Genomic DNA, 22,973 nt, shown 5'->3' on the forward strand with positions numbered 1-22,973 from the left:
CATTACTGGAAGCCGCGGTACAGATCGGCTACGGTCTTGGGCTTTTCGCGCTCGTCGGGCTTGGGCTTCACCGACTCGGGGCGCGGGTACAGCGGGATGTTGGGCGCCTTGCCCTTCCACTGACCGGTGGCGCGGGTGTTCTGGTTGAGCGCGTCGTAGTTGTCGGCCGCCAGGTGGCGGTCCTGGCCCCAGCCGTAGTGCTCTCGGCCGCCGGCGACGAGCGCCATCGTGAGGCAGGTGTCGGGTAGACCCCTCGCCAGGATGTTGACGATCTGGGGCGATGGCCCCCGACCTTCGATCACGTCGACCAGGTCGACGCCGTAGTGATCGAGCAGGTCGGGGTAGAGGCCCTCGCCGTAGTCGTCAATCAGTCCTGCGAGGGCGAGGCTTCCCCCACCTGGGCGCCCGAGTTGAACATCTCGAACACGGTGGCCAGCATCGTCAGGTCGCCGTCGAGCTCCTTCAGGAGCTGCTTGGCGTACTTCTGGTTCTCGGCCACCAGGAGCAGGCTCTTGGCCAGCAGCTCCTCGGTGTCGCTCTCCTCGTCGCCCTGCTCCTTCTGGAGCGCCATGAGCTGGTCGCGCTTCTCCTTCTTCAGGCGCAGCGGGTTCAGCAGCCGGCAGACGGAGCCGTCGCCCAGCACGATCTCGGTGGAGCCGTACTTCGCCTCGGCGGCGTCGCGGATGTCATCCAGGGTGAAAGAGTTGGACATGGTTTTGCGGACCTCCAGGGTTGATGAATGGGGTAGTGCGAAATCAGTGGGGGAGCGGACCTTCGCTATGGGGCACGGGCGGCGCCCCCTCCCCGCGACGGGTCCGCAACGCATCGCGGGGAGGGTGGTTCAGTGGGGCTGATCAGCCCTCTTCGATGACACCCAGCGGCGTGACCGCGTAGGTCCAGGTGTTCGTGCCGAGCTGGAGCGGCTTCACGCCCAGCGGTAGGCCGGCCAGCGACTCGGTGTCGGCGATGGCCAGGTCGTCGCCGCGGTAGATCTCGGCCTTCGGCGCGTAGAACGCGAAGACGTTGCTGCCGTCAACGAAGATGCCGATGAAGGCGCAGGTCGTCGGGACCGGCTCGGTCGGGACGCCGATGGTGCCGTCCGCCAGGGTCGGCGCGTTCGAGCCGTAGAACAGCTTCAGCGACTTCTCGTCGAACTGCTGGAGCGTGAACGCCAGGGTCTCGGACCGCGAGGAGTACTTGGTCCGCAGCGTCTTGTTCTGCAGGGTGCTCAGCACGGTGGCCTCGCCACCCTCGGAGCTGATCGCGAGGATGTCCTCGATCGAGGTGTGACCGACGTTCTCCCACGCAACCGCGGGCGAGAGCAGATCGGCCGGAAGGGCGGTGCCGGTCACCGCGGTGAAGTAGTTGCCGGCCCCGATCACCAGGGTCGCGTTGTCGTTCAGTGCCACTAGGGGCTCCGTTTCTGTGGGCAAAGCAAAAGGCCCCCAGCGGGTGCTGAGGGCCTTGCTTCGTTGGGGTTGGATCAGGGGGTCTGAGTGCTCGCCGGCTTGCGGATGACCAGGTCGTAGACGGTCTCGTAGCGCGTCACCCCGGTGGGGAGGTCGGCGTACTGCACAGGGCCGGTGGCGGTCGCCCAGTCGGTCACTCGGCGAGGGGCCGATGACATCTCGACCTTGACCAGGTGGCCACGGTGGGGGACCACGATGTTGACCGAGTCGCGGAGGATCACGCGTACCGCCTCGGAGAGGAGTGCGGCATCCTCGTCGCCGTTCACGCCGTCGCACATCGCGTGGATGTTGATGCGAGCTGCATCGAGGAAGCGCGGATCGCCACCCCACTCCCCGAAGTTGGGGGACCGTCGCGGAATGACGAGGGGGAACTCTTGGTGATCGGCGATGAGGGATCTGACTTGCACCCCCGGAAGTTGTCCGGGAAGGAGCTCCAGCAGGAGGTCTTCCACTGGGTGCATCTCGGTCAGTGCGATCACATCGGGGTGCAGGGTCGTCGTCATCGGCGCCCCCTGCTCTTGAGGTGCGCCGCGTTGCCGAGGATGTGTAGACCGTCCATGCCGCCGACGAGCTCACCGTCCTTCTCGTACGGCTCACGGCCGAACTCGATGGACAGGGCGGCGAGCTGGCCGCGCTCGTCGGACAGGACCACATACCAGTCGACGCCGCCGTCTTCGATGTCGATTTCTGCATCGCCATCGTGGTGATGCTCGGCGAGGCCGGCTTCGGCTCGGCCGGCGACTTGCAGGGTTCGCTCCTCCAGCTCGCGCTGGACCTCGGGGAGAATGGCCAGGGCCTTCTCGACCTTCCGGCCGCCGAGCGTGCGGTAGACCTCAGCCATTGTTCGGACGCTCCCGGATGTCGATGGACCAGTGCCGTACGTGGCGGGATCCGTGGTGGTAGGCCGGCGGCGTGACAACGTCCCAGGTCCGGCCGAGGTAGTGGACCAGCGACCAGAGCTCGACGCCGTCCAGGTTGGCGTTGACGCCGATCCGGATGACGTTGATCTTCTGCTGGCCGGGCACCTCAGCCTTGGCGCTGCGCTGCGGGATCGTCCACGCCTTCACGACCCAGGGGTTCGCCGCGTCGGCGGCCTTCACCTTGTTGCCGCGATTGTCGGTCTGCTCGATCGTGCGCCAGATGGTGAGCGGCTGGCCCCGCCTGCGCTGCATGCTCACCAGGGGTGGCTATCGCTGTTGAACAGCGGGAACGGGGCGCCGTGCTCGGTAGGGACCAGGCCCTCCCGGCGCCGAGTGCGGGTGCCCCAGGCAATGACCGGCACCGAGAAGATCTTCGTGATGCCGGCGAGCTTGCGGAGCTGGTCGATCTCGCGGGGGATGAAGTAGGCGGAACCTGCGTCCTCGCCTCGGCCGTCCCATGCCAAAGTCTCATCACCGGCACGGGATTGGGTGTACCCGTCCGGGTTCTTCATGTGCCTGGCGGCAGCCTTCAGTACCAGCCGACTCACCTGGGGTGGGGTCGTTGCCGGGTCTGCCCATGAGGGCTTGCCGTAGTGCCGGGCGTCGTCGGAGAGATCCTCCAGCGCGCCCATCGCCTCGCGCTCCTCGTCATCATCCATGACGAACGGGAGTCGGTTGGCCAGTTCTTCGAGGGTAGCCAAGGGCTCCATCGCGGGCTCCTATCTGCCGGAGGTGAGCAGGGGCGAGACCCGAAGGCCCGCCCCTGCTCGTGATCACTCGGTCGGGGTCGCGACCGAGGCGTCAGCCTCGTTCTTCGCCTTGCGGCCCGGCGCGGCCGGCGTCGCGGCGGAGCCGTCTGCCTTCTTCACCGTGCTGGCCTGACGGGTCTGGTTGTCGACCGTCTTCTTGGCGTTGCTCGGCAGCCACAGGCCGGTGATGTTGCCCAGCTCGGTCATCTTCTCGTCGTCGCCGTCCGGGTCCGGCAGGATGTCGAAGCTCGCGGCCTCGGTCGCGCCGTCCGCCAGCTCCAGCTTGAACGCCCGGACGAAGTGCTCGTAGTCGGACACGAAGCCCTGGCCGTCCGCGTCACGGCCCACGAGGGTGTCCATGACCTGGCGGTAGGAGTCGTAGGTGTCGACCAGCGAGCGGTCCACCTTGTAGTCCATGTCGTAGTCGACCATCCAGCGCAGGCTCACGCCGTTGTGCGACGCGTTGGCGCCGAACGGGATCGAGTTCGGGACGGACGCGGCGCCGGTCACGAAGACGAACGCGGAGTCGATCATCACGATCGCGGTGCCCGGCGGCAGCTCCTGGGCCACGACGAAGTCGAAGCCGTAGCGCCGGCCGAGGGTGGCCTCGCGCAGCGCGGTGACAGCCTCGGCCTCACCGACGTTGGAAGCCAGGTTCAGCTTCTCGTCCTCCAGCAGGGCCGCTTCCACGTCCGTGCCGCAGAGGATGGTCCGCGCGCCGGCCGGAACGTTCAGCCGGTTCATGACCGAGCGGGCGCGGATCAGGCCCTTGCGCAGGTTGGTCGCGTCCAGGCCGAGCTGGATCTCGTACGGCGCGTCGACCAGGAAGTCGGTCGAGTGCGCCTCCAGACCACGGCCCACGGCTTCGGTCTGCTTGGTGACGAGCTTGCTCCAACCGTCGAGGTCGAAGTCCTTCTGCTCGTCGGTCAGCCGGATGCCCGACATCGTGTCGCCACCGAAGGTGACGGCGACCGTCTTCTCCTTGTACTCGTCGAAGACGACCGGCTGCGACCGGTCGTTCCGCCAGCCGTAGCTGCGGAAGGGCAGCACGCCCTCGACCTTCACGTTGACGGTGTCGTCCTTCGCGCCCTTGAAGCGGGCGATGTCCTCGCGGAAGAAGACCTGCGGGACGATCAGCGTCTCTTCGAGCGAGACCGCGGCGGTGGCGGCGATCTGCTCGGCCTTGACAACGTCGTGCTCGGTGTATGCCATTGTGTTGCGGCCCTCCTAGGGCATGAGAAAGCCCCCGAGGTCAGTTCCTCGGGGGCTCGGTGGGGGATGGTCTGGAGGCGTTACCGGCGGCGCTTGCGGGCCGCGCGGGAGGCGGCCACGGGGTCGAACGCCCCGGTGTCGGAGGTGCCGGGCTTCAGCCCTCCGGAGAGGTTCTCCGGCTCGACCTCCTCGGCGGGGGCGAACTTCGCGAGCTTCTCGGCGTGCGCCTCCAGCTCCTCGGCCGTCTGGCCCTGGAGCACGGCGGCGAGTTCGTCAGGGAGCTTGTGCTTGGTGGCTACGGTGTTCACCAGTACCTGTCGCTCCAGATCGGCGTTCGCCGTCTTGAGCTCGTTCACCGCGGCCTCGTACTCCTCGGGAGTCTTGGCCTGACCGAGCTTGGCCTCGGCGTCGCGGAGCTTGGTCCGGTAGTTCGCGGCCTCGCCGCGGACCTTGGTCAGCTCCTTCTGCGCCCACTCGGGCAGCTCCTTCAGCGGGTCGGGCTGTTCGCCCTCCGGCGCCGCGCCTTCCGGCGGGGTCGTGCCGTCCGGCGTCTCCGGGGGAGTGGTGCCGGCGGGGACCTCAGGGGTCTCGGTGGTCTCGGTGGATACGGTGGTGTCGCTCACGCTCACGCCTCCTGGACGTTTGTGGTGGGAGTGGCCTTCGCCGCCTGGGCTTCGGCTCGTTGTTGCTGTCGGATGTAGCGCCGCCATGCGGAGACGGCGGCCTTCCCGGAGAGTCCGCGCGTGACCTTGGGCCACTCGTCGGCGTACTGCCGATTGAGCGCGTACTTGGGGTCGCTGTCGTACTGCTCGTCGGTGAAGACCGGCAGGGCCTCGCAGTGGCAGTTGTCGTGGTACTTGTCGCCATCGGCGTACTCAGCCGTCTTGGCGGACTTGTAGACCGCGCCGCGGCTGATGAGCATCGCGCACCAACCACAAGGCGTTCCGGTGGTCGAGAAGCGGGCGTAGCCGAGGGCGCGTTCGTCGTGCTCCATGGCCGTCCACAGCTCGGCGCGAGCTCCGTTCAGGACGAGTCGCTCGAACGCTGCACCCTGTCGGGCGCCGGCCTGGCGGTACGCCTCGGCGCGGGCGGTCTCGATGTCGTCGTACGGGAGCTTGCCGTCGAGGTCGCCGAACAGCCGGCCGAGGTTGGTCGGCCCGAGGGCGTCCAGGACGAGCTCGGCCTCGCGTTCGGCCTCACGCTCCTGGCGTTCGGCGTCGGCCGCGAGGCCAGACAGGTGCTCGACCGGGATCTCGTTGGACCCGGAGTCCGTGTCCTGACCGGCCGGCCTGGGCAGCAGCGCCTCGAACTCCTCGCGGAGCACGTCGAGGGTGATGGTGGCCGGCTCGGGCTTGTTCGGGTCGGCGATCGTCGAGCCAGTGCGGAGCGCGCGGGCCAGGCGGTAGTACGCCCGGCCGAGACTGCGCGCCTCGGAGCGTCGACCGCGCAGCGCCCTCGTGGCTCGGTTGAGCCACGTCGTACGGACGCGAGCCATGGAGGCCGGCGGGATGCTCTGCCAGAGAGCAAGCGCCTCCTCCAGGCTCGCGAGGCCGATCTGGGAGAGTGCTACGTGGAAGACCTGGTCGACCCGCTCGGCTTCTCTCTGCCTCGCGGGGGTGGTCACTCAATCGCCCCCACGATGGGGGCCGGCGCGGAGCTGCGGAAGCTCGTGCTGTCGTTGGTCGTCGCCGAGCCCGTCGAGCGGGTGACGGCCTGGGAGAGCGCCAGGGCGGCGTCCTCGTCCTCGGCCATGTCTTCCCACTGATCAAGCTCGGTGCGGGTCACGCCGGGGATGCGAGCCCACAGGCCACGCTTCGGCACCTGGAGCTGCTCGCGGATCTTGCCGAGGGCATCGGCAGCCTGAGCGAGCGAACGCTGCTCCATGTCCCGCCAGAGCGTCTCGCCCTGGTAGTCCTCGGCAGCCGCGGCCTCACCGTCGATCTCCGCGGCCAGGCGGAAGACCCGCTCCCACGCCTCGCCGAAGCCCTTGCGGAACTCTTCGACCATGCGGGAGAAGGCGGTCTCGGCGGCGAGCAGAGCCTCGGCGGACAGGTTTGCGATCTGCCCGAGCAGGTGGTGCGGGGGTGTCTGCGACAGCGCGGCCATGTGGCGGAAGCTCATGTCGATCGATTCGATGAACCCGCCGAGCGGGGTCTCGTCGAGCGAGCCGAACTTCACATTGTCGTCCTCGGCGAAGAGGAAGCGTCGCGCGTTGTGGTCCATTGGGGCTGGCTTGGCGTTGCCGGCGTCGTCCCGCACGGGGACGTAGTCGACGATGTCGGCCTCGACTTTGGTGTAGTTGCCCTCAGCATCGACGCCCTGCATGAGCAGCGGGGGCGCCATGCCGGTGACCCAGCGGACCTTGAAGCTCGCGTAGGTCTGGGCGACCAGGAGGTCGAACACCGTCTGGTTGATCCGGTTCTGGATCGCGATCATCGGCTCGACCAGGCCGGTCGTCCGGCCCTCGGTGTCCAGGTGGCAGACGAAGCGGGTGACCGGGCACTCGGAGGCGCCGTGGATCTTGCCCTTGCCGACCTGGACCGAGTCGGCGTCCGTCAGGGACTTGAAGGTCACCTCGTACTCGTGCTTGCCGTCGAAGAGGCGAGCCTTGCCGGGGATGCGTTCGTCCTGTGAGCCGGTCGATTCTTTGGTGATGGTCAGCGCGTAGAGCGGGGTCTCGTCGTTGGCCGGATCCTCGTACAGCGCCGCGGTCTTCAGGGCCGACAGGCTCTTGGTGCGAGCGCGGCCCTTGACCTTCTCGGTGAGGGTGAAGCTGTGGCCGAACTTGAACGAGGCGCGGTAGATCGCGGACTGGCGGGCGTCCAGGCGGGACCACTGCCAGTGCTCCATCTCGTACGAGGAGGTCGCTCCGGTGACCGAGCGGTTGCCCGGCCGGAAGTCGTCCACGTACATCGCCTGCGCCGGCGCCCCAGTGAGGAGCGGCATGACGTTGGTCTTGGCTCGCTCGGCGAGCAGCTTGTACTCCGCGTCGGCGTTGTTCGGCATGTAGGGGTCGTCCTGCTCGCCCTCGACGTACCGATCGAATCGCTCCAGCAGGGGGCGGTCGTTCGCCAGGATGGCGAGCAGCTCGACCGCTCTGGCCGTCAGGTCAGCCACGTGCGTCACCGTCCTTACATGAAGTAGCCCTTGCCCGTGCGCTTCTTTTCCTTCTTCGCGCGGGTGCGCAGGTCGTAGAACGCCTCGTGTGCCAGCAGGAGTGCGGCGTAGAGGTCGACCTTGCGGGGGGACTCGCGGCTTTCCTTGCCGAAGCTGAGTCCGTGGTTGTTGGTGCGGCGACGCGCGTTGAGCATGTGCCGCTTGATGGCGAGATCGCCGTCGTACTTGAGCTTTGCGTCGAAGACGCTGCGCATCAGGCGCTCGTGCGCCAGGGTGACGAGCTTGAGGGACGACCGCATGTCCCAGGCGATGGCGTTGTGCCCGCCGGACTTGACGGTCAGACCCTCGCTGTAGTCCTCGGCCCAATCGCCGATGTAGGACTCCCAGAGGGCCACGTCAGCGTAGAAACCCTTGACCTCGTACAACCGGAACATCTCGCGCACCTGGCTATCGACCTGTTCACGGTTGACCTCCCAGCGGGGAGCGTCGGGGTCTTCGTTGCTGTTGGCACCGTCTGGCTTGAACCAGTGGCCGAGCTTGAAGATGGCCTGATCACTGATGCGAATCGCCACCAGGGCGGTGTCGTCATCGGTCTTGCCGCCGTCGAAGCCGGCCACGATCTCGTCGCCAGGGTGGAGCTCAAGGTCGGGGTCCTCCATCGCGGAGAGCTGGTCCGGCCCGTAGAGAGCGTCCTCCTCGGCGACGATCTGGTTGAGCCACATCCGGCGCGATCGCGAGGCGGACATGGAGCCCGTCTGGATCGACTGGATGATGGTCTCGACGCGCAGCCACACGGCGTCGCCCCGGATCTTGGGGATGACGATGTGCAGCGCCTCGATCGTCAGCGGAGTGCGCGGATGCGCCTCGACGCTGTCGTACATCATTCCGATGTCGACGGTGCGGCCTTCGAGGATCTTCTCGTGGACCTCGCGCATGATCTCCGCGACGCTGTCTTCACCTGGAAGATAGGCGTTGGTGATCGCGAGGTAGCGAGCGTCCTTCTTGGTCGCGTTGCCGTCGATCGTCTCGTACATCTTGATGCCCTTGTTGGACGCGACCCAGTGATGGGTCTCGTTCAGCAGGGTGAATGTGGTTCGCTTGCCTTCGATCGCGCGGTACGACGAGGTGACGGCTTCGAGCCGGCACTTGCCACCCATCGCGCGGATCAGCTCCGCGCCTTCCTTGACGCGGTACTTGGCCTTGAAGCGATCGCTCATCAGGCCAGGGATGAGTTCCATCGTGTTCGTGGTCTGCGACTGGTTGACCGCGGTCACCTGGACCCAGGTCTTGCGCAGCGCAGCACCCACCGGGTTGCCATCGGCGTCCCAATGGGAGAAGCGGCTCGGGCCGACGAGCTCGACCAGGCACATCACCGCGAGCACGGGGTCCTTGCCCCAGCCCTTCATGCGCTGGAGGACCCCGGTGCGGTAGATGAAGCGGCCGTTCTCGTCGACCGCGTACCACCAGAGGATGAAGCGGAGCTGCTCCATCGTGAACTTCCACGGCTTGCCGTCTTCGCCGAGCAGCCATTCGCTGCACCAGCCGGCGATCTGCCAGCCCAGCGTGCGCTGCGGGAGGAACCAGGAGCCGTCCTCGTTCTTCGCCCAGGTGGGGCCGAGGTAGGTCGGCTCCAGGGCGTCGATCTCTTCGGTGGAGAGGGGGTTCATCGCAGCCATCGCGACTCACCCCCTCTCGTGACCGCCTAGCCGAAGAGGGAGGCGCGAGCGGTCGTGCTCGTCTGGTAGGTGGTGGGGCCGAAGTAGACGTGGTCGGCGTAGAAGGTGCCGGCCGCCTCCTGGACGTAGAGGGCGACCTGGACGAGGCGGGTGTCGGGGTGGAGGACGCCGACGTAGCTCGCGCCGGCCGTGGACTCGCCGGGCCAGGCGGTGCTCTGCGCCCACGCGCTGGTGGATGCGGTCCCGCGGACGGAGCGGCCGGGGATGCTCGTGCCGTTCTCGTCGAACTCGTTGATGCGGACGGAGAACTTGCCGGTCCCGGTGGGGGTGCCTTCGTGGCGGATCTGGGCGGACAGCGCGAAGGACCGGCCACCCTGGACCGCGACGGTCTGGGAGACGGTGACACTGTCCGAGCTCGTGGTCGTGTTCGGGGACACGATCCGGAGCGACTTGGATCCGTTGAGGCCGGTGGCCGGCGCGTCGTCGACCACGCTCACCGTGGTGCCCGTGGCGGCGGCGCCGGCAGTGATGACGGTCCATCCGACCAGGTCGTTCTCGAAACCGCCGTTCACGACCTTCGGGCCGGGCAGCGCCTCGGCCGTGGTGAGGCAGGGGATGCCGTTGGCCTCGCAGAAGTCGAGGGCTTCGAGCACCTGCTCCTCGGTCGGGGTGTCGGGGTTGCCGATCTGGTGGGCGTACGTCGTCAGGGTGACGGCGTTGGCCATCACCTGGTCCCGCAGGATCGCCATCAGCTGAGAGTGCGTCTGCTGGTTCCAGGGGAACCGGCCGTGCTTGAAGCCCTCGTAGTCCGGGCGAAGCAGCCAGTTGCCGGCCTTGGTCGACGAGCCGATGAAGCCCTGCGCCAGGCCGGTGAGGGCCACCCGGTCGTAACGGAGGTAAGCCTCACGGTCGGTCACGTCGGAGTGATCGCCCAGCGGGTAGGCGTAGCTGCGCACCTGACCACTCAGACCGATCAACCCGTCCAGCGTGGCGACCGAGTTGTCCCACTCGGGCTGGCGCTGGGCGGCGGTGAGGCCGGTCATCGACACGTGGTTGACGCTGTGCGAGCCGATCTCGTGGCCCAGCGCGAAGATGTCCGCGACGGCGGAGGCCGGCATGTGCTGCGCCCCGCCAAGCAGGCCCGTCGTGAGGTAGAAGGTCGCCTTCTGGCCGCGGTCCGCGTGCCACTGGGCGACCTGCGGGTGGGTGTCCCATCCGTCGTCCCAGGTGAAGACGACGGCGCCGCGAGCTCGCAGAGCGGGGACCGGGCGGTGGACCAGGCGGTCGACCTCGGTCTCCACGACCTGCACCCGCGTGGTCAGCTCGGTGATGTCGCCGGTGCCGGCCTCTTCGAGGCTCGTCACCCGCTGGTCGAGCCCGTCGTACGTGGCCTCTTCATCGCTGCGCCAGTCGATGTCGCTGGGCTCGCGGAAGATCGCCAGGGGGTCGTTGTTGTTGCTCAAGAGATTCCTCCTACGGCGCGACCCCGAGCTCGCGCCTGTACTCGGTGATGGCGTGGACGCTGGCCGGCTCGGTCTCGGGCTCGGGTTCGGCAAGCTCGATGCGGGCGCGGCGGCGATCGCCCTCGGTGAGGAGGAGTCGCTCCATCGCGGTCATGATGGCCTTGAGCATTTCGGGCGAGCGGCGCTCAGCCTTCTTGTAGTACGTGAGGTCGTCACAGAGGGAGTAGGCGTAGGCCCAGTCGGTCTGCTGGTAGTAGTCCTCCTGGCCGGACACCTTCATGGCTTCCCAGATGCGCTTCGCGATCGGGTGCCAATCCTTGTCGGCGCGGGGGATCGAGACCTTGCGGCGCTCGCCCGAGGAGATCGGGCGGCCGGCGTCGCCACCCTTGCGGGATCGCTCGCGGGCTAGGTCGTCACTGTGGTTCGGCGTCGGTCCCGGCAACGGGCTCACCTCCTCGGGGCAGTTGGAATCCGAGCGGGGCGGCCGGCACCTCCTCCAGCTCGACCTCGTGGTCTCGGTGGAACAGGGTCAGGGCGACCCGCAGGTCAATCAGGACGAACTCGCCGAAGGCGATGTGGATGTGCACGATCGCCTCCTGGCGTAGTAGTTGCGGGCCGCCGAGGAATCGAACCTCGAACGGTCGGGGTTGGAATCCGACCTGCGCACACAGAGCGCGACCCATGACTGCACCGCCCCCGGCGTGGTGACCGAGGGCGGTGCAGGTTTTGCCGATGGGGGAGCGACCCCCTTTGTTCACCGTCGACTCGGCGCTCCCTCGCCGCTGCGTACTTTGCGGGTCCGTAGGGACTACGAAAGCCCCCGGATCAGCGAGCGGGAGAGGGGCGCTCAGAGCTGATCACGGGGGCTCAGGAAGGGGCACATGTAGCGAGGCACGCGCCGCACCTTCCCGGTCATTCACAGCTCGCCGGGGTGTTTCTCGGCTCGCCGAAACTTGCTGTTGTTCCGCCGCCAGTTCGCGGCCCGCGCATCCGCGCCTTCCTTGCCGGACTTCTGCCCGTGGTGGAAGGAGCACATGGAGCGGAGGTTCTCGATGCTGTGGTCGTCGTTCGGAATGTGGTGGTCGCATTCCTCGGCCGGCCCCGTACATCGTTCGTCGTAGACGTTCTCCCACGTGCAGCGGAAGTCGTCGATGCGGAATCGCTTCTTCCGCCTGGCGTCCCAGTCCGAGGGGAGTCGGTTGCGGCGATCTGAGTTAGCCCAGTTCGGCACTCCAACCACCCCCTCGGACCGGGAAGTAGAACCCCGACCACGTGTCGACCATCGCTGGTCGGTGAGCTTGGCTCGTGGACTCGGGGTTAGCTCTTAAGACTTAGAGCGAAGGTCTTCCTCTTCACTTCTTTCCTCTTCACTCTTTCGTCTTACTCTTTAAAAGACGCAGCGGCGAAGTCACTTCTCAACACAGGATCCGTGTGACCTAGGACACACTAACACACTCAGGTCTTAGACCTGAGTGCCACCGGCGAAGTGATGGGGAGGGAGGAGAGGAAGGACTGAGAGCTACGTGTTAGCTACTAGGAGCTAGAGGGGGCTGACGCCCCACGAGCATCTCGACCGAAGATCTTAAGTACTTATCCGACCGTAGCATGGAGCGCCAAACGGTGCAACTAACACACCCGCGGCGCCGGCGAGGTGGACGAGAACGACCTTGGAGCCGGCTGGCGCTCGGGCCGAAACCGCCGTTAGGTGCCCTTCCGTGCCACCCTGAGCGCCGCGCCAGACGGTCCGCGGGCAAGAGCGCCACTCGGGACAAAAGCCCTGGTCAGAGGCCGTCTGGCGCCGTCGCACGGACCCTGCTGATCCACTCGCCGGCGGTGACCTGGCGGTCGCGTTCTGACCCTGGAACCGTGGCAGAATCCTAGCTGCTAAACATGGCGGTGCCCCTCCAGACGCGCGCGGGGATGGTACCCCCACCCCTCCCGCCTGTCAATGGCCGGGGCCCGTGGTCCTCGCCACTAACACACAGGGCTTGACAGCGGTGTGTTAGTGAGGCAGAGTTCTACCCATCAGCACGACGCAGGGCCGGAGCGACCGGCCACCAGGGGGCGCACAGGGCGCCGACCGCACGCAGGCTGACAACTCCACACAGGCACACCGCGCAACACACGCGGTGTGGATCGGCCAAGAGAATGCCGGGGCAGTCACCGCACGCAGCACGCAGGCGGGCACGGACTCACCCGGATAGGGCAAGAGCAGCGACAGCCTCCAAGTGGCCCCAGATGGGCACGCCCGCCAAACCATGGCAGTAGCCACCGATCCACACCGCTCAGCGACTCGGCTTGACACACCATCACATCCATGATTGACTGTGTCTCAGTTGGTCAGGGCGGCTGGATCTCCCGCTGGGAGCTCTCCGGTTAGAGCTTGTCTCCCGCCCGCCGATCGACTGGAAATCGAAAGTCGCAAGTTGCACACGGTGTGCAAGTGTGGTAAGCTTGCACCAGCAAGACACGGACACAACAACTGAATAGGCCCGAGATCGAATCGACCGCGTCCTTCGGGACAACGTAAAGCATCACGGGCAACGGGAACTCCGGGAAATGAACGGCGCGCATTCGCCGCCGGAGGGCCAAGTACTTACTTGCCGGGAATGTTGTACCTGGCAGGCGGGCAACGATGGAACCGCCGCACAAGAGCTCTCGATACGCCTAGCTTCGATCCGGTATGCCGGTGAGAGGCGACAGCTACCAGGTCGACAGCAGGGTTGCGGTAGGCCGCGAGACGAGCCGCGCCGGAGTCTTTCGCAATGCAGCTAGCTGCTACTGTCCTTGGGCATACCTGAGGTCGGCGAGTGAGATTGCGAAACCAGCCACACTGGCCGGGCCGAACGGGAAACCGGGGAGCTGCCCGAAGGTGTGGCTGGGGCCGGAGAGGGTAACGGTGCGAGCCTCGCTCGCTCACCTCTCCGGCCACAAATGTAACAACCCTCCGGGTGCCGCACCTAGGCTCACTCTCTCCGAACACGTTGACGAGAGGTGAGCGGGTGCGAGCGACAGACCGATCGAATCGGAACGGAGGGACTCTATTTTTTGACCATGGTGTGTTAGTGTGTCACCCACGTGATGGTGAGGGAGTCGGACATGACGAGAACGGACAGGCTGGCACTTGAGGCGCAGCTCGCCGCCCAGCGCCGAATGCGCGAGATGCCCGCTCTGGCGGGTGAGGTTGTGACCGAGTTTCACGCTCGGATCTGCCGGGAGGTTGGCCACGCCACCCACACGGTCGACGGCATCGATCAGGGCGTCTGCCCTCGGTGCGGCGACGTCACGGAAAGGCCGGCCGAATGACCGACTACACGTGGGACGACATCTTCGACAAGGCCAGGCCGAATCCCGGCGACGACGGGAAGTGGAGCAAGGCTGTCATCGCGGTGAACGGGGGAGACACCGCTCCGATTCCCGGCACGACCAAGCACCGACTGACTACGGCTGGCCTCTACCAGTACGACATCCACCCCTCAGGGGTCCTGCTCAAGAAGCTCTGAGTCACCTGATACCTGCACACCTCCCGGCACGGGGGTGGAGGTGTGCAGCCCTGGCTACTCAGCCGAATCACCCGAACCACGAATCAGAGGAGAGCTCTGCCATGAGCCAGAAGCTGCTGACCGAGAACGTCCCAGGCACTCACTTGGGCCGTCACCCGCACGGAACCGAGATCTACCGGCACGGCAAGGTGAAGCACCGCATGCAGGACCGCGTGGTCCCCGGTGGTGAGGTGTCGGTGAGGCACGTGGCCCCGAGGCCGCGGCCGGAGGGTGAGCGGAAGTTCCCGTGGCACCTGATGGGTCGCTGACGTGCGGATCCTGTGTGCCCTGGCCATCGCCGTCGGGATGCTCTCGGCGAGCTGGAACTACTACCAGCCGGACAGTCAGTGCGGTCACGCCGCATCGCTGGAGCCCGGACAGATGAGCTTCTGTCTCGACGCCGACCTCGATACGTCGGGCGTCGTGGACATGCGTGACGGCCGGTGAAGCAACCGCCAGGACAGGCAGGCAACGGGGTTCGAGTCCCCGGCTGGCACTCAGACAGACGTACGGGGATCAAGGAGGCGTCTGTCCAGCGGTAATCAATCCGCAGAGCGGAAGAAAGGAATGGGTCGAGATGGGTCGAGCGAAGCGAAATCGCAGGGTCCGACCGAAGCGTAAAGGCTTGTCACCGTGCCGCATCCTGCGGGACTCGGTGGGGGATGCGGCGACGTATCGGTGACCGAGCACACGGCGAAACCACGTGGCCTCCCGCCAGGAGTCGCGTGGTCCGGGACAGGGTGGCGCCCTGCCCGCTGAGGATGCCAAGCCAACTGGGGGTGAGCTCCGATGTGATCCGCGGCTGAATCCGTGAATCCGAACGGCGACTCGTGAAACCAGGGACAACTTCACAAGCACCTACCCCCGAGCCCGATCGTTGCGATCGCTGGCCGGGACACAGGGAAGAGACGTAGGCACGTGCGAGCCAGGCTGACGCAATCGCACATACCAATCCCACTTGAGATGAGAGAGATCCGCATGACTGTCACGCTGGAAAACGTTCGGACGCTGGTCCCCGCTACCCACCTTCGGGATGCACTGAGTGCGGCGCTGTTGAGTGCGGGGAAGGATGTGTTCCTTCCGATCCTGGCCGCGGTGCAGGTTGAGAAGTGTGGAGGGGAGTTGATCTTCCGGGCCACTGATCGATACCGCCTGACTCGGGTCACGATCACGCTCAACTCAGAGGATGCGCCGTCGCCGGACTGGATGGTCACACTCTCTGCGGCGGACGTGAAGCAGCTCGTCAACGCACTCCCCAAGCCGAAGAAGGGGCAGGCGCCGGCGCCTGTGGCGCTGACCGTCGAGGACGGCATCCTGCACGCTGACACGGGCCAGGCTGAGCTCCGACTCAAGCCGCTCGACGGCGACTTCCCGAAGGTCGACGGGATCATCCCGACCGAGATCAACCCGGTCGACGAGATCGGCTTCAATCCGAAGTACCTCGCCGACCTGGGCAAGATGCCGGGCTTCGACGGGAATCAGTCCGTCAAGCTCCGCTTCAACGGTCCCAAGGCGATGCGTGCCGAGTGGGGTAGCGACGACGTGCAGTTCGTCTACCTCCTGATGCCGGTGCGCCTCAACGGCTAGATGTGTTAGTAGTGCTTCACCGCCCGAACGGTTCAAGCTCCGGTTCGATTCCGGAGCGGGCACTCGCAGAACCTAGTGTGTTAGTGAGGGAATCATGAGTGACGCGATGGTGTGGGTGGGCTGCCTCGCCTGCTACAACGGCGGCGACTTGGTCGGCGAGTGGTTCGACGCGGGAGACGCGCCGACCGAGACGACCGGTGAGAACGAGTTCGATGCTCGGGTCAAGGTGCCGAGTGAGCACATCACCGAGGCTCACGAGGAGCTTTGGGTGATGGACACGGACGGCATGCCGGAGAGCCGGGAGATGTCGCCCGACGAGGCGAACCGGATCGGCGCCTTCCTGAACGAGATCGAGAGCCACGATCGCCTGACGACCGAGGCCGTGCGGATGTACGCGCAATGGGCAGGCGTTGCGTTCGTCGACGTGGATCTGCGGAGGTGCGACGACGCATACCGGGGCGAGTGGGACTCCGAGGTGGACTTCGCGCAGGACTATGCGGACGACTTCCTCGACAGGGAACAGCCCTGGCCGCTGAATCACATCGACTGGGATGCGGCGACCGAGGATTTCATGCAGGACTACTGGTCCGGAGAGGACCCCTCCGGCATGGTCCACATCTGGGACGCGCACTGATGAGCGCCGTGATCGAGAAGGCCAGCCCGCTTGAGATCGGGTGCTGGATCGAGGGACACCGCGGCCGGTACGTCACCTCCGAGCTGGTGTGGAGGGCTGCGAATCGTGGCTTCGAGATCGACGACGACGACCGGCGTGCGCTCGAAGCGTACGAGGCCGGCGACGAGTCGATCGTGTGGGACGGCCAGGACTGCGACGTCTACGACTGGGTCGTTGATCTCGCGGATGACGCCGAGGTGTGGATGAACGAGAACGTCGCGCCGGAGGGTCACGCCTTCGGCTGGCACGACTGCGAGTTCTTCCTCTGGACCGACGAGGAGTGGGCCCAGAACGCCTACTGAGCAACCAGCCCTGAAGGGAAGTCACCCCGGTTCGAGTCCGGGGAGGGCACTCGCACCACCCCAACGAGAGAGACGAGATCCACTCATGACGACCACCGTCACAGAGCCCATGATGTTCAACGAGATGCGCGTCAAGCGCGTCGAGGTGTCCGTCCTGGCGAAGTTCCAGGCGTACGTCGCAGTCACCTTGGATGACGACGGCAACGAGATGATCGAGCTGCCCGAGGGTCGCATCGGGTACGAGATCGCCGACGCGATCGAGTACTACGCCGCGCACACGTCCGACGCCCAAGATGGCGACGCACTGGTGGCGCTGGTCGGTGGCGGGATTGGGAACACGGTCGAGATCGAGGTTGCCGCATGGGAAGTCGAGAGCGACGACACCTCCGCTGACGTGCAGGATGCGGTCGACCACACGGAAGCGTGGAAGTCGTGACCCGCCCGCTGGCCGACGTGCTCGATCACTACGACGGGCTGGCCAAGAGCCGCAAGTACCTGGCCGAGCTCTACGAGCTGGCGGAGACCGGAGAGGCTGGCTACGAGGAGGCAGACGAGCTGTCGGCAGACCTCAACGAAGACCTCCGCGACATCGCTGACGACCTGGTCGCACTGCTCCGCAATCCTGTCGTCGCGCCCACTCCAGAGACGCCGGAGCATGAGCTCTACGCGGTCTACACCGTCGATGGTGAGTACGACAGCGCGCAGCTCTACCGCGATGTCGATGCCGCCGAGGAGGTGGCCGAGATCCTCTGTCGCGACCGCGGCGAGGGCTACGCCTGGACCGACAGCGTCACCGTTCACTGATTCACCAGCCTGACTGGCAGACACGCGGGGTTCGAGTCCCCGGCAGGCGCTCCGGCGTACAGACCAGTGCGCCATCCCCTGAATGGAGACACACCAATGAAGCACACCACGCGCAAGACCACCCCCGAGGCCAAGCGCGAGACGCTGCGCCGTCGCCAGGTCCGTGCGATCAAGACCCTGGTGAAGTGATGAGCGACCGAGCTGTGGTCGAGGAGATCATCCCCCCTCGCCCGACGCTGAAGGAGGAGGCCGAGCGCCTCCGCTCGTACTGGGAGCGGCACGGCAACAACCCCGAGGCGGTCGCCAAGTGGGCCGTGACGGACATGGTCGGAATCCTGAACTACATCATCGAAGGGGAATGACGTGAGCGACTACGCGCAGGGTCTGATCGAGGAGACCGGAGACTTCCGGGTCCGAGTGGTGTACGACGAGAGTCAGTCGGAGTTCCCCGACTTCGTGCAGTCGGCAGTGATCTCGATGAACGACCGCTACCTGTCCTACAACGACACCCGCGGACTCGGCGCGCTGGTCCGGCGGGAGTGGTCGGAGCGACTGCGCGACTTCGACGTGATCGACCGGTGGCTGAAGATCTTCCACGGCGTGCGGGCGGTGTCCCAGGTGGACACGCGAGACGCCACCTACCTCGTGCTGCTGACCGAGGACGCGCGGTGGTACTACGGCACGCCCGAGGATCGAGTGCAGGAGTGCGCGGACGGCGACGCCGAGACGTTCATGCAGTGGGCCGAGGGTGACATCTACGGCTACGTCGTGGAGGAGCGCGCCACTTGGCGTCGCGAGGGTGGCGACGAGGAGACGATGGAGACGTGGGAGGAAGTCGACTCCCTGTGGGACCTCTACGGCCACGACTACGCCTCAACCGAGGCGCGCGAGGCGCTGACCTCGTGGGCCGGAGATGCGGCGGCGGCATGAGTCGGGCGATCTACTCGATGAAGCCTGCCGCGCGGACCGAGTACCTGAAGTCCAGGGTCGGGGAGTGGGTGGTCGTGATCTATGGGCGCCACTACCGACGAGATGCGCACTGCAAGATCCTCGGCGTTGCGCCCTCGCTGACCAACTCGTTCGCCGATCAGCTCGTGGTGCAGAGCCACTACGGCGGCGACATGTTCGTCCTCTCGTCGGCAGAGCTGATCCGATTCGAGGAGAGCTGACGTGATCGCCGCACCCGAGGCCGAGGCCACCTTCGCACTGCGGATGAGGCAGAGGCGCGACGCGCTCGGCATCAGCCAGAAGGTCCTCGCGCGGAAGGTGTCGCTGGAGCGCGGCTGGACCGAGCAGGCGACCATCGCCCGCATCGAGACGGGCAAGCGGGGCGTCAGCCTGGCCGACGCCATCGCCTTGGCTCAAGCACTGAGCTGCGAGCTCGGCGACCTGCTTACTCCGGTGAAGTGTCAAGCATGCAAGGACAATCCGCCCGCTGGCTACTCGTGCCAGACGTGCGGGACATCGAGCGAGAGGAGCACAGCGTGACCACCTTCACCCTGAAGTACGACGAGGTACGCACCGCGATGTTGGAGCTGGCGGCCGAGCGCCCGGACTTCAACTACCACGAGAGCGACGACTTCAAGCAGGTTCAGCACTGCGTCTACGTGAACCCCAAGACGAAGGCTCCGAGCTGCCTGGTCGCCGCGGTCGTGGATCGAGTGCACGGACCCGAGGCGCTAGCACTCCTGGCCGACGCCGAAGACGTGCACCCGGATTCGTTCGGCGTTGGCGGTCAGGGCTGGCCGAGAGAGCTGGAGATTCCGGAGGGACGGACGGCCGGTCTCCTCTCTGTCGGTCAGGACCTGCAAGACCAGGGATACACGTGGGGCTACGCAGTGGCCGAGGCCACTCGCGACTACTGATCCACCAGCCTGAATGGTTGCACCTCGGTTCGATTCCGGGGCAGGCGCTCAAGCACGACCACCACCAGACATGGGAGACCGAGCATGGCCAGCTATCGAGTGACGATCACTGAGGTTGCGGAGTACGCGGTGCACGTGGAGGCCAACTCCGAGGACGCGGCGATCTGGGCTGCCGAGGAGGAGTTCCTGAACAACGGCGCCCACTCGTACCCCGTCGTCGTTGAGGACCGCACCGTCGAGGCCGAGGAGATCCCGTGAACCTGTACCTGAAAGCCCTTGCGCAGCAGCTCGACGGCCCGCCCGCCGAGGACTACGCCTGGATCGTGGACATCGACCACCTCGCAGACGAGGGGGAGACCGGCGACGCCGGCACGATGGGACCGAGCCAGGCGCCGGCCGAGCTGCTAGCCAAGCTGGAAGCTGGTTTCGGGGACGCCATCTGGAAGGTGTACGACGACGACGGCGAGCTGTACTACACCGGCCGCCTGGTGTGCATCCTCGAAGAGGACGGGCTTCCGTCGAACGAGGCCATGGCTGGCCCGCTGGACGACTGGGGCGTGGGCGCCGGAGCTACCGAGGTGCGATACCCCGGCAAGCCGCACTGGAACTGCCCGTGAGCCGGGAGAATCCTCGCTCGCCAGAGTGGGCGAAGTTCTACGAGAACCACCCCAACGTCATCGCCAGTTGGGGTGAAGCGAACGACAGGGCGAACAACTGCCCGTGCGTCCCCTGCGGTGTGGTCGTCGAGGAACCCGCGGCCGTCCGCGCCGACGCTGGATGGGTGGACGACGACGAGGACCTGATGGCGTACGCCAGCCCTGACTCGGCAAGCGGTGCGGTGTTCGTCGCCGTCGAGGCGGCCGACCACCTGATCGCCTACCTGACGCCGGGCGCTGCCGAGCGGCACGCCCGAGACATCCTGGCCGCCGCCGCCCTGGCCCGGTCCATGAACGAGGAGGACTGACGTGCACATCGACAACGAGGGCGAAGCCCTGACCACGCAGCACATCGTGCTCGATGGCCCCGACGACCAGCTCTACGTGACCTACCAGGGGGTGACGCTCTCGATCAGTCTCGGCGAGATGGATCCCGAGCTGGTGTTCCACCCTCGCCCCATCGAGCTGGACATCATGACCGAGGACGACCTGGTCCTGACGCGCCACAGCCCGCGCTCCGAGCCTGGCGACGGCGTGCGCATCCACCTGGACGGGATCGAGTACGCCCAGCTCGATCGCGCCTACCTCAAGGACAACTGAAGAGAGGGCACCCGCACTTGGACACGATTCAGCAGGACTTCGAGCAGTTCCATCGAGAGAACCCGCAGGTCTTGCTCAAGCTGGAGGCCATGGCTCGGAACTGGTTCGAGCAGGGGCACTCCAGCGTCAGCATCGGGATGCTCTGGGAGACCATGCGCTGGCTGACCGGCATCGAGACGACGGGCGACATCTACCGCCTGAACAACAACTACCGCAGCCGGTACGTCCGGCTGCTCATCGAGCGCAACCCGAGCTGGGAGACAGCCTTCCGGGTGCGAGAACTGAGGGCAGCGTGACCGAGACGATGGTGATCTCCGAGACCGGAGGGAAGAAGGCGCGGAAGCCGCAGCAGATCCACCGCCTCGACCCCCTGGCGTTGGCGTACGTGGCCGAGGTTGCGTCGTGGGGTGGTGCGAAGTACGACCTCGACGAGGACGGCGACCACTACAACTACCTCAACGGCTTCCCCTGGTCCGACACCTACGACGCCGGCCAGCGGCACCAGATGCTGCACTGGTCGGGCGAGGATCGGGACCCGGAGTCCGACCTCTTCCACATGGGCCACGCGGCCTGGCATGCGCTGTGCCAGCTCGGCTTCATGATCCGGGGGATCGGCACCGACGACCGGCCGAAGAAGTACCAGCGCGAGCCGAACGAATGGGACCAACTCGCCGAGCAGGCCGAGGCTCTGCGAGAGCAGGCGATCAGGACCCAGACGCCGGTGGTGATCGCTTGCCGGCCGAACGACGAGCCGAAGACCGAGCTGCTCGACTGCGACGAGGAGCGGTGGCACCGAGCCCGCACCGGAGACTCCTGGTACTGCACCGCCGCGACGGGGTGCGACGAGGCGACCGCCACCGCCCGAGCCGAGCGCAACTTGGTCGAGGCGAACCGCGAGGTCACGACACTGGCCGACATCCGCCGCAAGTACAGCCCGCTCACCTTCGTGGGCTGATACCTCACTTGCACACCGTCGAAGCGGTGTGTTAGTGTTGCACAAACACACCACGACAGCGAGGAGAGACGCACAGTGACCAACGAGAACACCACCATCACAGTCGAGGACTTGGCCGGGCTCGAAGCCCTGCCGACCGGCACTGAGTTCCGCGGCATCGGCCGGTTCTTCAGCCTGGCGCGCACCAGCCATGGCGTGGGCCTGGCGAACTCCAGCACGGAGTACACCACCAATCACATCGCCAACACCTACCTGCCGGCCGAGATCACCAACCCCGAGACGCTGGGGTCGTTCGCCGGAGTCGGCGACCGGGTGCGCATCGTCCGTGAGTACGAGGTCGAGGGCCGCGGCGAGTTCGACGGCGAGCTCGGCGAGGTGGCGGAGGTCCACCCCGGCCAGACCTGGTCCTACTCCGTGAAGACGGACACCGGCCCGCTTATCGGCGCCATGGTGGTCGAGCTGACCGACACGCCGAAGCCCACCGAGCCGGTGGTCGCGACCGCAGTGAAGGTCGGCGACCGCGTCCGCATCGTTCGTGAGTTCGAGGAGGGGACGAGCAGGTACGACGGACGGCCCGGCACGCTGACCCGCATCGACCCCGACAGCCAGGCGTTCCCGTACTCGGTGACGCTGGACGACGGCGACTACGACATCTTCTTCCAGGTGGAGCCGCTGATCGAGCCGGGCGCCGAGCCCACGCTGGAGTACCCGCTGGTGAACGACGCCGCCGGCCTGAACGCCCTACCGGGCGGCTCGATCGTGGTCCCGCTGGCCGAGGGCTACTCGCCGCGGATGTTCTACGGCGCCGGCTTCTCGGACGACCAGGCGGGGTGGCGCTGCTTCGCCGACAACAGCTTCGACCTGACCGACCAGACGCTGGAGCTGGCGCTCGACGAAGGGGTGCTCGTGGTCTACCAGCCCTGATTCGTCAGGTCACGGTGTGTTACTTGCGATTGGGGCGAGACATCAGGGTCTCGCCCCGCCTGACGAGAGGAGATCTACCCCCATGGACTTCAAGTACTTCGAGCTGAGCTTCACCTTCCCCGCCGAGCTCGCCGCCAGCATCTTGGCCGCCGACAAGGCCGACCAGTACGACGAGCTGGTCACGCTGTTCTCTGACGAGGGTGGCATCGTCGCCGCGGTCACGGTCGCCTCCTCGGAGAAGCTGTCCTTCGGTGAGTTCCTGGACGACGCCATCGACATGGCGACCGACACATTCGTCACGCACACCGCGGAGGAGGTCGACATCCCGCTGCCGTGGAGCGTGAAGCTGGTCGACCGCGAGCTGATGAGCGAGTACTTCCAGCAGGTCGCGACCGCCCCGGTCTTGCCGGCCTGCGGCCCGATCGAAGACGACGGACTGGAAGGTGCCGGCGTCTAGCT

38 protein-coding genes are annotated in these 22,973 nt (G+C 66.4%); 22 read left to right on the forward strand and 16 right to left on the reverse strand.

The features are described from left to right. Positions 1–2: 2 nt before the first annotated feature. The 16 genes from HDA39_RS00715 to HDA39_RS00790 form a co-directional block, all read right to left on the reverse strand. Entirely contained in the window at positions 3–227 is a 225-nt protein-coding gene (locus tag HDA39_RS00715) for a hypothetical protein (protein WP_202892826.1), read from the reverse strand. Between the two features lie 140 nt (positions 228–367). Continuing rightward, positions 368–712 (reverse strand): phage tail assembly protein, encoded by a 345-nt coding sequence (locus tag HDA39_RS00720; RefSeq protein WP_184793302.1) that lies wholly within the window; start codon positions 710–712, stop codon positions 368–370. Between the two features lie 142 nt (positions 713–854). Then, positions 855–1,409, reverse strand: a complete 555-nt coding sequence (locus HDA39_RS00725; RefSeq protein ID WP_202892827.1) for a phage tail tube protein — start codon at positions 1,407–1,409, stop codon at positions 855–857. 74 nt (positions 1,410–1,483) lie between these two features. Further along, a complete protein-coding gene (locus HDA39_RS00730; protein ID WP_184793303.1) occupies positions 1,484–1,972 on the reverse strand; it encodes a hypothetical protein in 489 nt (162 codons plus the stop codon). After that, positions 1,969–2,310, reverse strand: a complete 342-nt coding sequence (locus tag HDA39_RS00735) for a DUF5403 family protein (RefSeq protein WP_184793304.1) — start codon at positions 2,308–2,310, stop codon at positions 1,969–1,971. Before HDA39_RS00735 ends, HDA39_RS00730 begins: the two co-directional genes overlap by 4 nt. Next, positions 2,303–2,647 carry a hypothetical protein gene (locus HDA39_RS00740; RefSeq protein WP_202892828.1) on the reverse strand — a complete coding sequence of 115 codons (345 nt, stop codon included), beginning with the start codon at positions 2,645–2,647 and terminating at the stop codon, positions 2,303–2,305. The genes HDA39_RS00735 and HDA39_RS00740 overlap by 8 nt, the downstream gene beginning before the upstream one ends. Next, positions 2,644–3,099: a hypothetical protein gene (locus HDA39_RS00745; protein WP_184793305.1), complete on the reverse strand. Its 456-nt coding sequence runs from the start codon at positions 3,097–3,099 to the stop codon at positions 2,644–2,646. Before HDA39_RS00745 ends, HDA39_RS00740 begins: the two co-directional genes overlap by 4 nt. Positions 3,100–3,162: 63 nt before the next feature. Then, positions 3,163–4,350: a hypothetical protein gene (locus HDA39_RS00750; protein ID WP_184793306.1), complete on the reverse strand. Its 1,188-nt coding sequence runs from the start codon at positions 4,348–4,350 to the stop codon at positions 3,163–3,165. 80 nt (positions 4,351–4,430) lie between these two features. Continuing rightward, positions 4,431–4,973, reverse strand: a complete 543-nt coding sequence (locus HDA39_RS00755; RefSeq protein ID WP_184793307.1) for a BAR domain-containing protein — start codon at positions 4,971–4,973, stop codon at positions 4,431–4,433. 2 nt (positions 4,974–4,975) lie between these two features. Further along, positions 4,976–5,974, reverse strand: a complete 999-nt coding sequence (locus HDA39_RS00760; RefSeq protein ID WP_184793308.1) for a VG15 protein — start codon at positions 5,972–5,974, stop codon at positions 4,976–4,978. Further along, on the reverse strand, positions 5,971–7,467 hold the full coding sequence (locus HDA39_RS00765; RefSeq protein WP_184793309.1) for a phage portal protein: 1,497 nt from the start codon (positions 7,465–7,467) through the stop codon (positions 5,971–5,973). The genes HDA39_RS00760 and HDA39_RS00765 overlap by 4 nt, the downstream gene beginning before the upstream one ends. Before the next feature lie 14 nt (positions 7,468–7,481). Beyond that, positions 7,482–9,143, reverse strand: a complete 1,662-nt coding sequence (locus HDA39_RS00770) for a terminase (protein ID WP_184793310.1) — start codon at positions 9,141–9,143, stop codon at positions 7,482–7,484. 26 nt (positions 9,144–9,169) lie between these two features. Next, complete coding sequence (locus HDA39_RS00775) at positions 9,170–10,606, reverse strand: polysaccharide deacetylase family protein (protein ID WP_184793311.1); 1,437 nt, start codon at positions 10,604–10,606, stop codon at positions 9,170–9,172. 10 nt (positions 10,607–10,616) lie between these two features. Further along, positions 10,617–11,048, reverse strand: a complete 432-nt coding sequence (locus HDA39_RS00780; RefSeq protein ID WP_184793312.1) for a phage terminase small subunit — start codon at positions 11,046–11,048, stop codon at positions 10,617–10,619. Beyond that, entirely contained in the window at positions 11,020–11,289 is a 270-nt protein-coding gene (locus HDA39_RS00785; RefSeq protein ID WP_184793313.1) for a hypothetical protein, read from the reverse strand. The genes HDA39_RS00780 and HDA39_RS00785 overlap by 29 nt, the downstream gene beginning before the upstream one ends. Before the next feature lie 233 nt (positions 11,290–11,522). Next, the gene (locus HDA39_RS00790; RefSeq protein WP_184793314.1) at positions 11,523–11,837 is read right to left on the reverse strand and encodes an HNH endonuclease; all 315 of its coding nucleotides are present in this window, start codon (positions 11,835–11,837) and stop codon (positions 11,523–11,525) included. Positions 11,838–13,705: 1,868 nt separating this feature from the next. Here HDA39_RS00790 and HDA39_RS00795 point away from each other — a divergent pair. The 22 genes from HDA39_RS00795 (at position 13,706) to HDA39_RS00900 (ending at position 22,971) form a co-directional block, all read left to right on the forward strand. Beyond that, positions 13,706–13,912: a hypothetical protein gene (locus tag HDA39_RS00795; protein ID WP_184793315.1), complete on the forward strand. Its 207-nt coding sequence runs from the start codon at positions 13,706–13,708 to the stop codon at positions 13,910–13,912. After that, positions 13,909–14,109: a hypothetical protein gene (locus tag HDA39_RS00800; RefSeq protein WP_184793316.1), complete on the forward strand. Its 201-nt coding sequence runs from the start codon at positions 13,909–13,911 to the stop codon at positions 14,107–14,109. The genes HDA39_RS00795 and HDA39_RS00800 overlap by 4 nt, the downstream gene beginning before the upstream one ends. A gap of 101 nt (positions 14,110–14,210) precedes the next feature. Then, a complete protein-coding gene (locus tag HDA39_RS00805; protein WP_184793317.1) occupies positions 14,211–14,417 on the forward strand; it encodes a hypothetical protein in 207 nt (68 codons plus the stop codon). Position 14,418: 1 nt separating this feature from the next. Then, the gene (locus HDA39_RS00810) at positions 14,419–14,595 is read left to right on the forward strand and encodes a hypothetical protein (RefSeq protein ID WP_184793318.1); all 177 of its coding nucleotides are present in this window, start codon (positions 14,419–14,421) and stop codon (positions 14,593–14,595) included. A 531-nt stretch (positions 14,596–15,126) separates the two neighbouring features. Next, the gene (locus HDA39_RS00815) at positions 15,127–15,735 is read left to right on the forward strand and encodes a DNA polymerase III subunit beta family protein (RefSeq protein ID WP_184793319.1); all 609 of its coding nucleotides are present in this window, start codon (positions 15,127–15,129) and stop codon (positions 15,733–15,735) included. Between the two features lie 94 nt (positions 15,736–15,829). Further along, positions 15,830–16,369 carry an antirestriction protein ArdA gene (locus HDA39_RS00820; RefSeq protein ID WP_184793320.1) on the forward strand — a complete coding sequence of 180 codons (540 nt, stop codon included), beginning with the start codon at positions 15,830–15,832 and terminating at the stop codon, positions 16,367–16,369. Then, entirely contained in the window at positions 16,369–16,710 is a 342-nt protein-coding gene (locus tag HDA39_RS00825) for a hypothetical protein (protein WP_184793321.1), read from the forward strand. Before HDA39_RS00820 ends, HDA39_RS00825 begins: the two co-directional genes overlap by 1 nt. An 85-nt stretch (positions 16,711–16,795) precedes the next feature. Beyond that, positions 16,796–17,146, forward strand: a complete 351-nt coding sequence (locus HDA39_RS00830; RefSeq protein WP_184793322.1) for a hypothetical protein — start codon at positions 16,796–16,798, stop codon at positions 17,144–17,146. Further along, the gene (locus HDA39_RS00835; protein WP_184793323.1) at positions 17,143–17,514 is read left to right on the forward strand and encodes a hypothetical protein; all 372 of its coding nucleotides are present in this window, start codon (positions 17,143–17,145) and stop codon (positions 17,512–17,514) included. Before HDA39_RS00830 ends, HDA39_RS00835 begins: the two co-directional genes overlap by 4 nt. 188 nt (positions 17,515–17,702) lie before the next feature. Further along, a complete protein-coding gene (locus HDA39_RS00840; RefSeq protein ID WP_184793324.1) occupies positions 17,703–17,876 on the forward strand; it encodes a hypothetical protein in 174 nt (57 codons plus the stop codon). A gap of 1 nt (position 17,877) precedes the next feature. Beyond that, on the forward strand, positions 17,878–18,444 hold the full coding sequence (locus HDA39_RS00845) for a hypothetical protein (protein WP_184793325.1): 567 nt from the start codon (positions 17,878–17,880) through the stop codon (positions 18,442–18,444). Further along, positions 18,441–18,683 (forward strand): hypothetical protein, encoded by a 243-nt coding sequence (locus HDA39_RS00850; protein ID WP_184793326.1) that lies wholly within the window; start codon positions 18,441–18,443, stop codon positions 18,681–18,683. Before HDA39_RS00845 ends, HDA39_RS00850 begins: the two co-directional genes overlap by 4 nt. A 1-nt stretch (position 18,684) precedes the next feature. Continuing rightward, positions 18,685–19,002 (forward strand): helix-turn-helix domain-containing protein, encoded by a 318-nt coding sequence (locus tag HDA39_RS00855; protein WP_184793327.1) that lies wholly within the window; start codon positions 18,685–18,687, stop codon positions 19,000–19,002. Next, complete coding sequence (locus HDA39_RS00860; protein WP_184793328.1) at positions 18,999–19,379, forward strand: hypothetical protein; 381 nt, start codon at positions 18,999–19,001, stop codon at positions 19,377–19,379. Before HDA39_RS00855 ends, HDA39_RS00860 begins: the two co-directional genes overlap by 4 nt. 84 nt (positions 19,380–19,463) lie before the next feature. Further along, the gene (locus HDA39_RS00865; RefSeq protein WP_184793329.1) at positions 19,464–19,637 is read left to right on the forward strand and encodes a DpnD/PcfM family protein; all 174 of its coding nucleotides are present in this window, start codon (positions 19,464–19,466) and stop codon (positions 19,635–19,637) included. Next, entirely contained in the window at positions 19,634–19,996 is a 363-nt protein-coding gene (locus HDA39_RS00870) for a hypothetical protein (RefSeq protein ID WP_184793330.1), read from the forward strand. The genes HDA39_RS00865 and HDA39_RS00870 overlap by 4 nt, the downstream gene beginning before the upstream one ends. After that, positions 19,993–20,343, forward strand: coding sequence for a hypothetical protein (locus HDA39_RS00875; RefSeq protein ID WP_184793331.1), 351 nt, complete (start codon positions 19,993–19,995; stop codon positions 20,341–20,343). The genes HDA39_RS00870 and HDA39_RS00875 overlap by 4 nt, the downstream gene beginning before the upstream one ends. Position 20,344: 1 nt before the next feature. Beyond that, the gene (locus HDA39_RS00880) at positions 20,345–20,635 is read left to right on the forward strand and encodes a hypothetical protein (RefSeq protein WP_184793332.1); all 291 of its coding nucleotides are present in this window, start codon (positions 20,345–20,347) and stop codon (positions 20,633–20,635) included. 89 nt (positions 20,636–20,724) lie between these two features. After that, positions 20,725–20,931 (forward strand): hypothetical protein, encoded by a 207-nt coding sequence (locus HDA39_RS00885; RefSeq protein WP_184793333.1) that lies wholly within the window; start codon positions 20,725–20,727, stop codon positions 20,929–20,931. Continuing rightward, positions 20,928–21,590 carry a dATP/dGTP diphosphohydrolase domain-containing protein gene (locus tag HDA39_RS00890; protein WP_184793334.1) on the forward strand — a complete coding sequence of 221 codons (663 nt, stop codon included), beginning with the start codon at positions 20,928–20,930 and terminating at the stop codon, positions 21,588–21,590. The genes HDA39_RS00885 and HDA39_RS00890 overlap by 4 nt, the downstream gene beginning before the upstream one ends. A gap of 75 nt (positions 21,591–21,665) precedes the next feature. Beyond that, positions 21,666–22,514 carry a hypothetical protein gene (locus tag HDA39_RS00895; RefSeq protein WP_184793335.1) on the forward strand — a complete coding sequence of 283 codons (849 nt, stop codon included), beginning with the start codon at positions 21,666–21,668 and terminating at the stop codon, positions 22,512–22,514. Positions 22,515–22,596: 82 nt separating this feature from the next. Beyond that, positions 22,597–22,971 (forward strand): hypothetical protein, encoded by a 375-nt coding sequence (locus tag HDA39_RS00900; RefSeq protein WP_184793336.1) that lies wholly within the window; start codon positions 22,597–22,599, stop codon positions 22,969–22,971. Positions 22,972–22,973 lie beyond the last annotated feature (2 nt).

It is taken from the genome of Kribbella italica (assembly GCF_014205135.1).
Lineage (GTDB): Bacteria > Actinomycetota > Actinomycetes > Propionibacteriales > Kribbellaceae > Kribbella > Kribbella italica.

Bases quoted from the DNA above. Each gene is read 5' to 3' on its own strand.
- HDA39_RS00715 (WP_202892826.1), bottom strand. From the start codon at position 227: ATGGCGCTCGTCGCCGGCGGCCGAGAGCACTACGGCTGGGGCCAGGAC.
- HDA39_RS00720 (WP_184793302.1), bottom strand. From the start codon at position 712: ATGTCCAACTCTTTCACCCTGGATGACATCCGCGACGCCGCCGAGGCG.
- HDA39_RS00730 (WP_184793303.1), bottom strand. From the start codon at position 1,972: ATGACGACGACCCTGCACCCCGATGTGATCGCACTGACCGAGATGCAC.
- HDA39_RS00735 (WP_184793304.1), bottom strand. From the start codon at position 2,310: ATGGCTGAGGTCTACCGCACGCTCGGCGGCCGGAAGGTCGAGAAGGCC.
- HDA39_RS00745 (WP_184793305.1), bottom strand. From the start codon at position 3,099: ATGGAGCCCTTGGCTACCCTCGAAGAACTGGCCAACCGACTCCCGTTC.
- HDA39_RS00750 (WP_184793306.1), bottom strand. From the start codon at position 4,350: ATGGCATACACCGAGCACGACGTTGTCAAGGCCGAGCAGATCGCCGCC.
- HDA39_RS00770 (WP_184793310.1), bottom strand. From the start codon at position 9,143: ATGGCTGCGATGAACCCCCTCTCCACCGAAGAGATCGACGCCCTGGAG.
- HDA39_RS00785 (WP_184793313.1), bottom strand. From the start codon at position 11,289: ATGGGTCGCGCTCTGTGTGCGCAGGTCGGATTCCAACCCCGACCGTTC.
- HDA39_RS00795 (WP_184793315.1), top strand. From the start codon at position 13,706: ATGACGAGAACGGACAGGCTGGCACTTGAGGCGCAGCTCGCCGCCCAG.
- HDA39_RS00800 (WP_184793316.1), top strand. From the start codon at position 13,909: ATGACCGACTACACGTGGGACGACATCTTCGACAAGGCCAGGCCGAAT.
- HDA39_RS00805 (WP_184793317.1), top strand. From the start codon at position 14,211: ATGAGCCAGAAGCTGCTGACCGAGAACGTCCCAGGCACTCACTTGGGC.
- HDA39_RS00815 (WP_184793319.1), top strand. From the start codon at position 15,127: ATGACTGTCACGCTGGAAAACGTTCGGACGCTGGTCCCCGCTACCCAC.
- HDA39_RS00820 (WP_184793320.1), top strand. From the start codon at position 15,830: ATGAGTGACGCGATGGTGTGGGTGGGCTGCCTCGCCTGCTACAACGGC.
- HDA39_RS00825 (WP_184793321.1), top strand. From the start codon at position 16,369: ATGAGCGCCGTGATCGAGAAGGCCAGCCCGCTTGAGATCGGGTGCTGG.
- HDA39_RS00830 (WP_184793322.1), top strand. From the start codon at position 16,796: ATGACGACCACCGTCACAGAGCCCATGATGTTCAACGAGATGCGCGTC.
- HDA39_RS00840 (WP_184793324.1), top strand. From the start codon at position 17,703: ATGAGCGACCGAGCTGTGGTCGAGGAGATCATCCCCCCTCGCCCGACG.
- HDA39_RS00850 (WP_184793326.1), top strand. From the start codon at position 18,441: ATGAGTCGGGCGATCTACTCGATGAAGCCTGCCGCGCGGACCGAGTAC.
- HDA39_RS00865 (WP_184793329.1), top strand. From the start codon at position 19,464: ATGGCCAGCTATCGAGTGACGATCACTGAGGTTGCGGAGTACGCGGTG.
- HDA39_RS00885 (WP_184793333.1), top strand. From the start codon at position 20,725: ATGGCTCGGAACTGGTTCGAGCAGGGGCACTCCAGCGTCAGCATCGGG.
- HDA39_RS00900 (WP_184793336.1), top strand. From the start codon at position 22,597: ATGGACTTCAAGTACTTCGAGCTGAGCTTCACCTTCCCCGCCGAGCTC.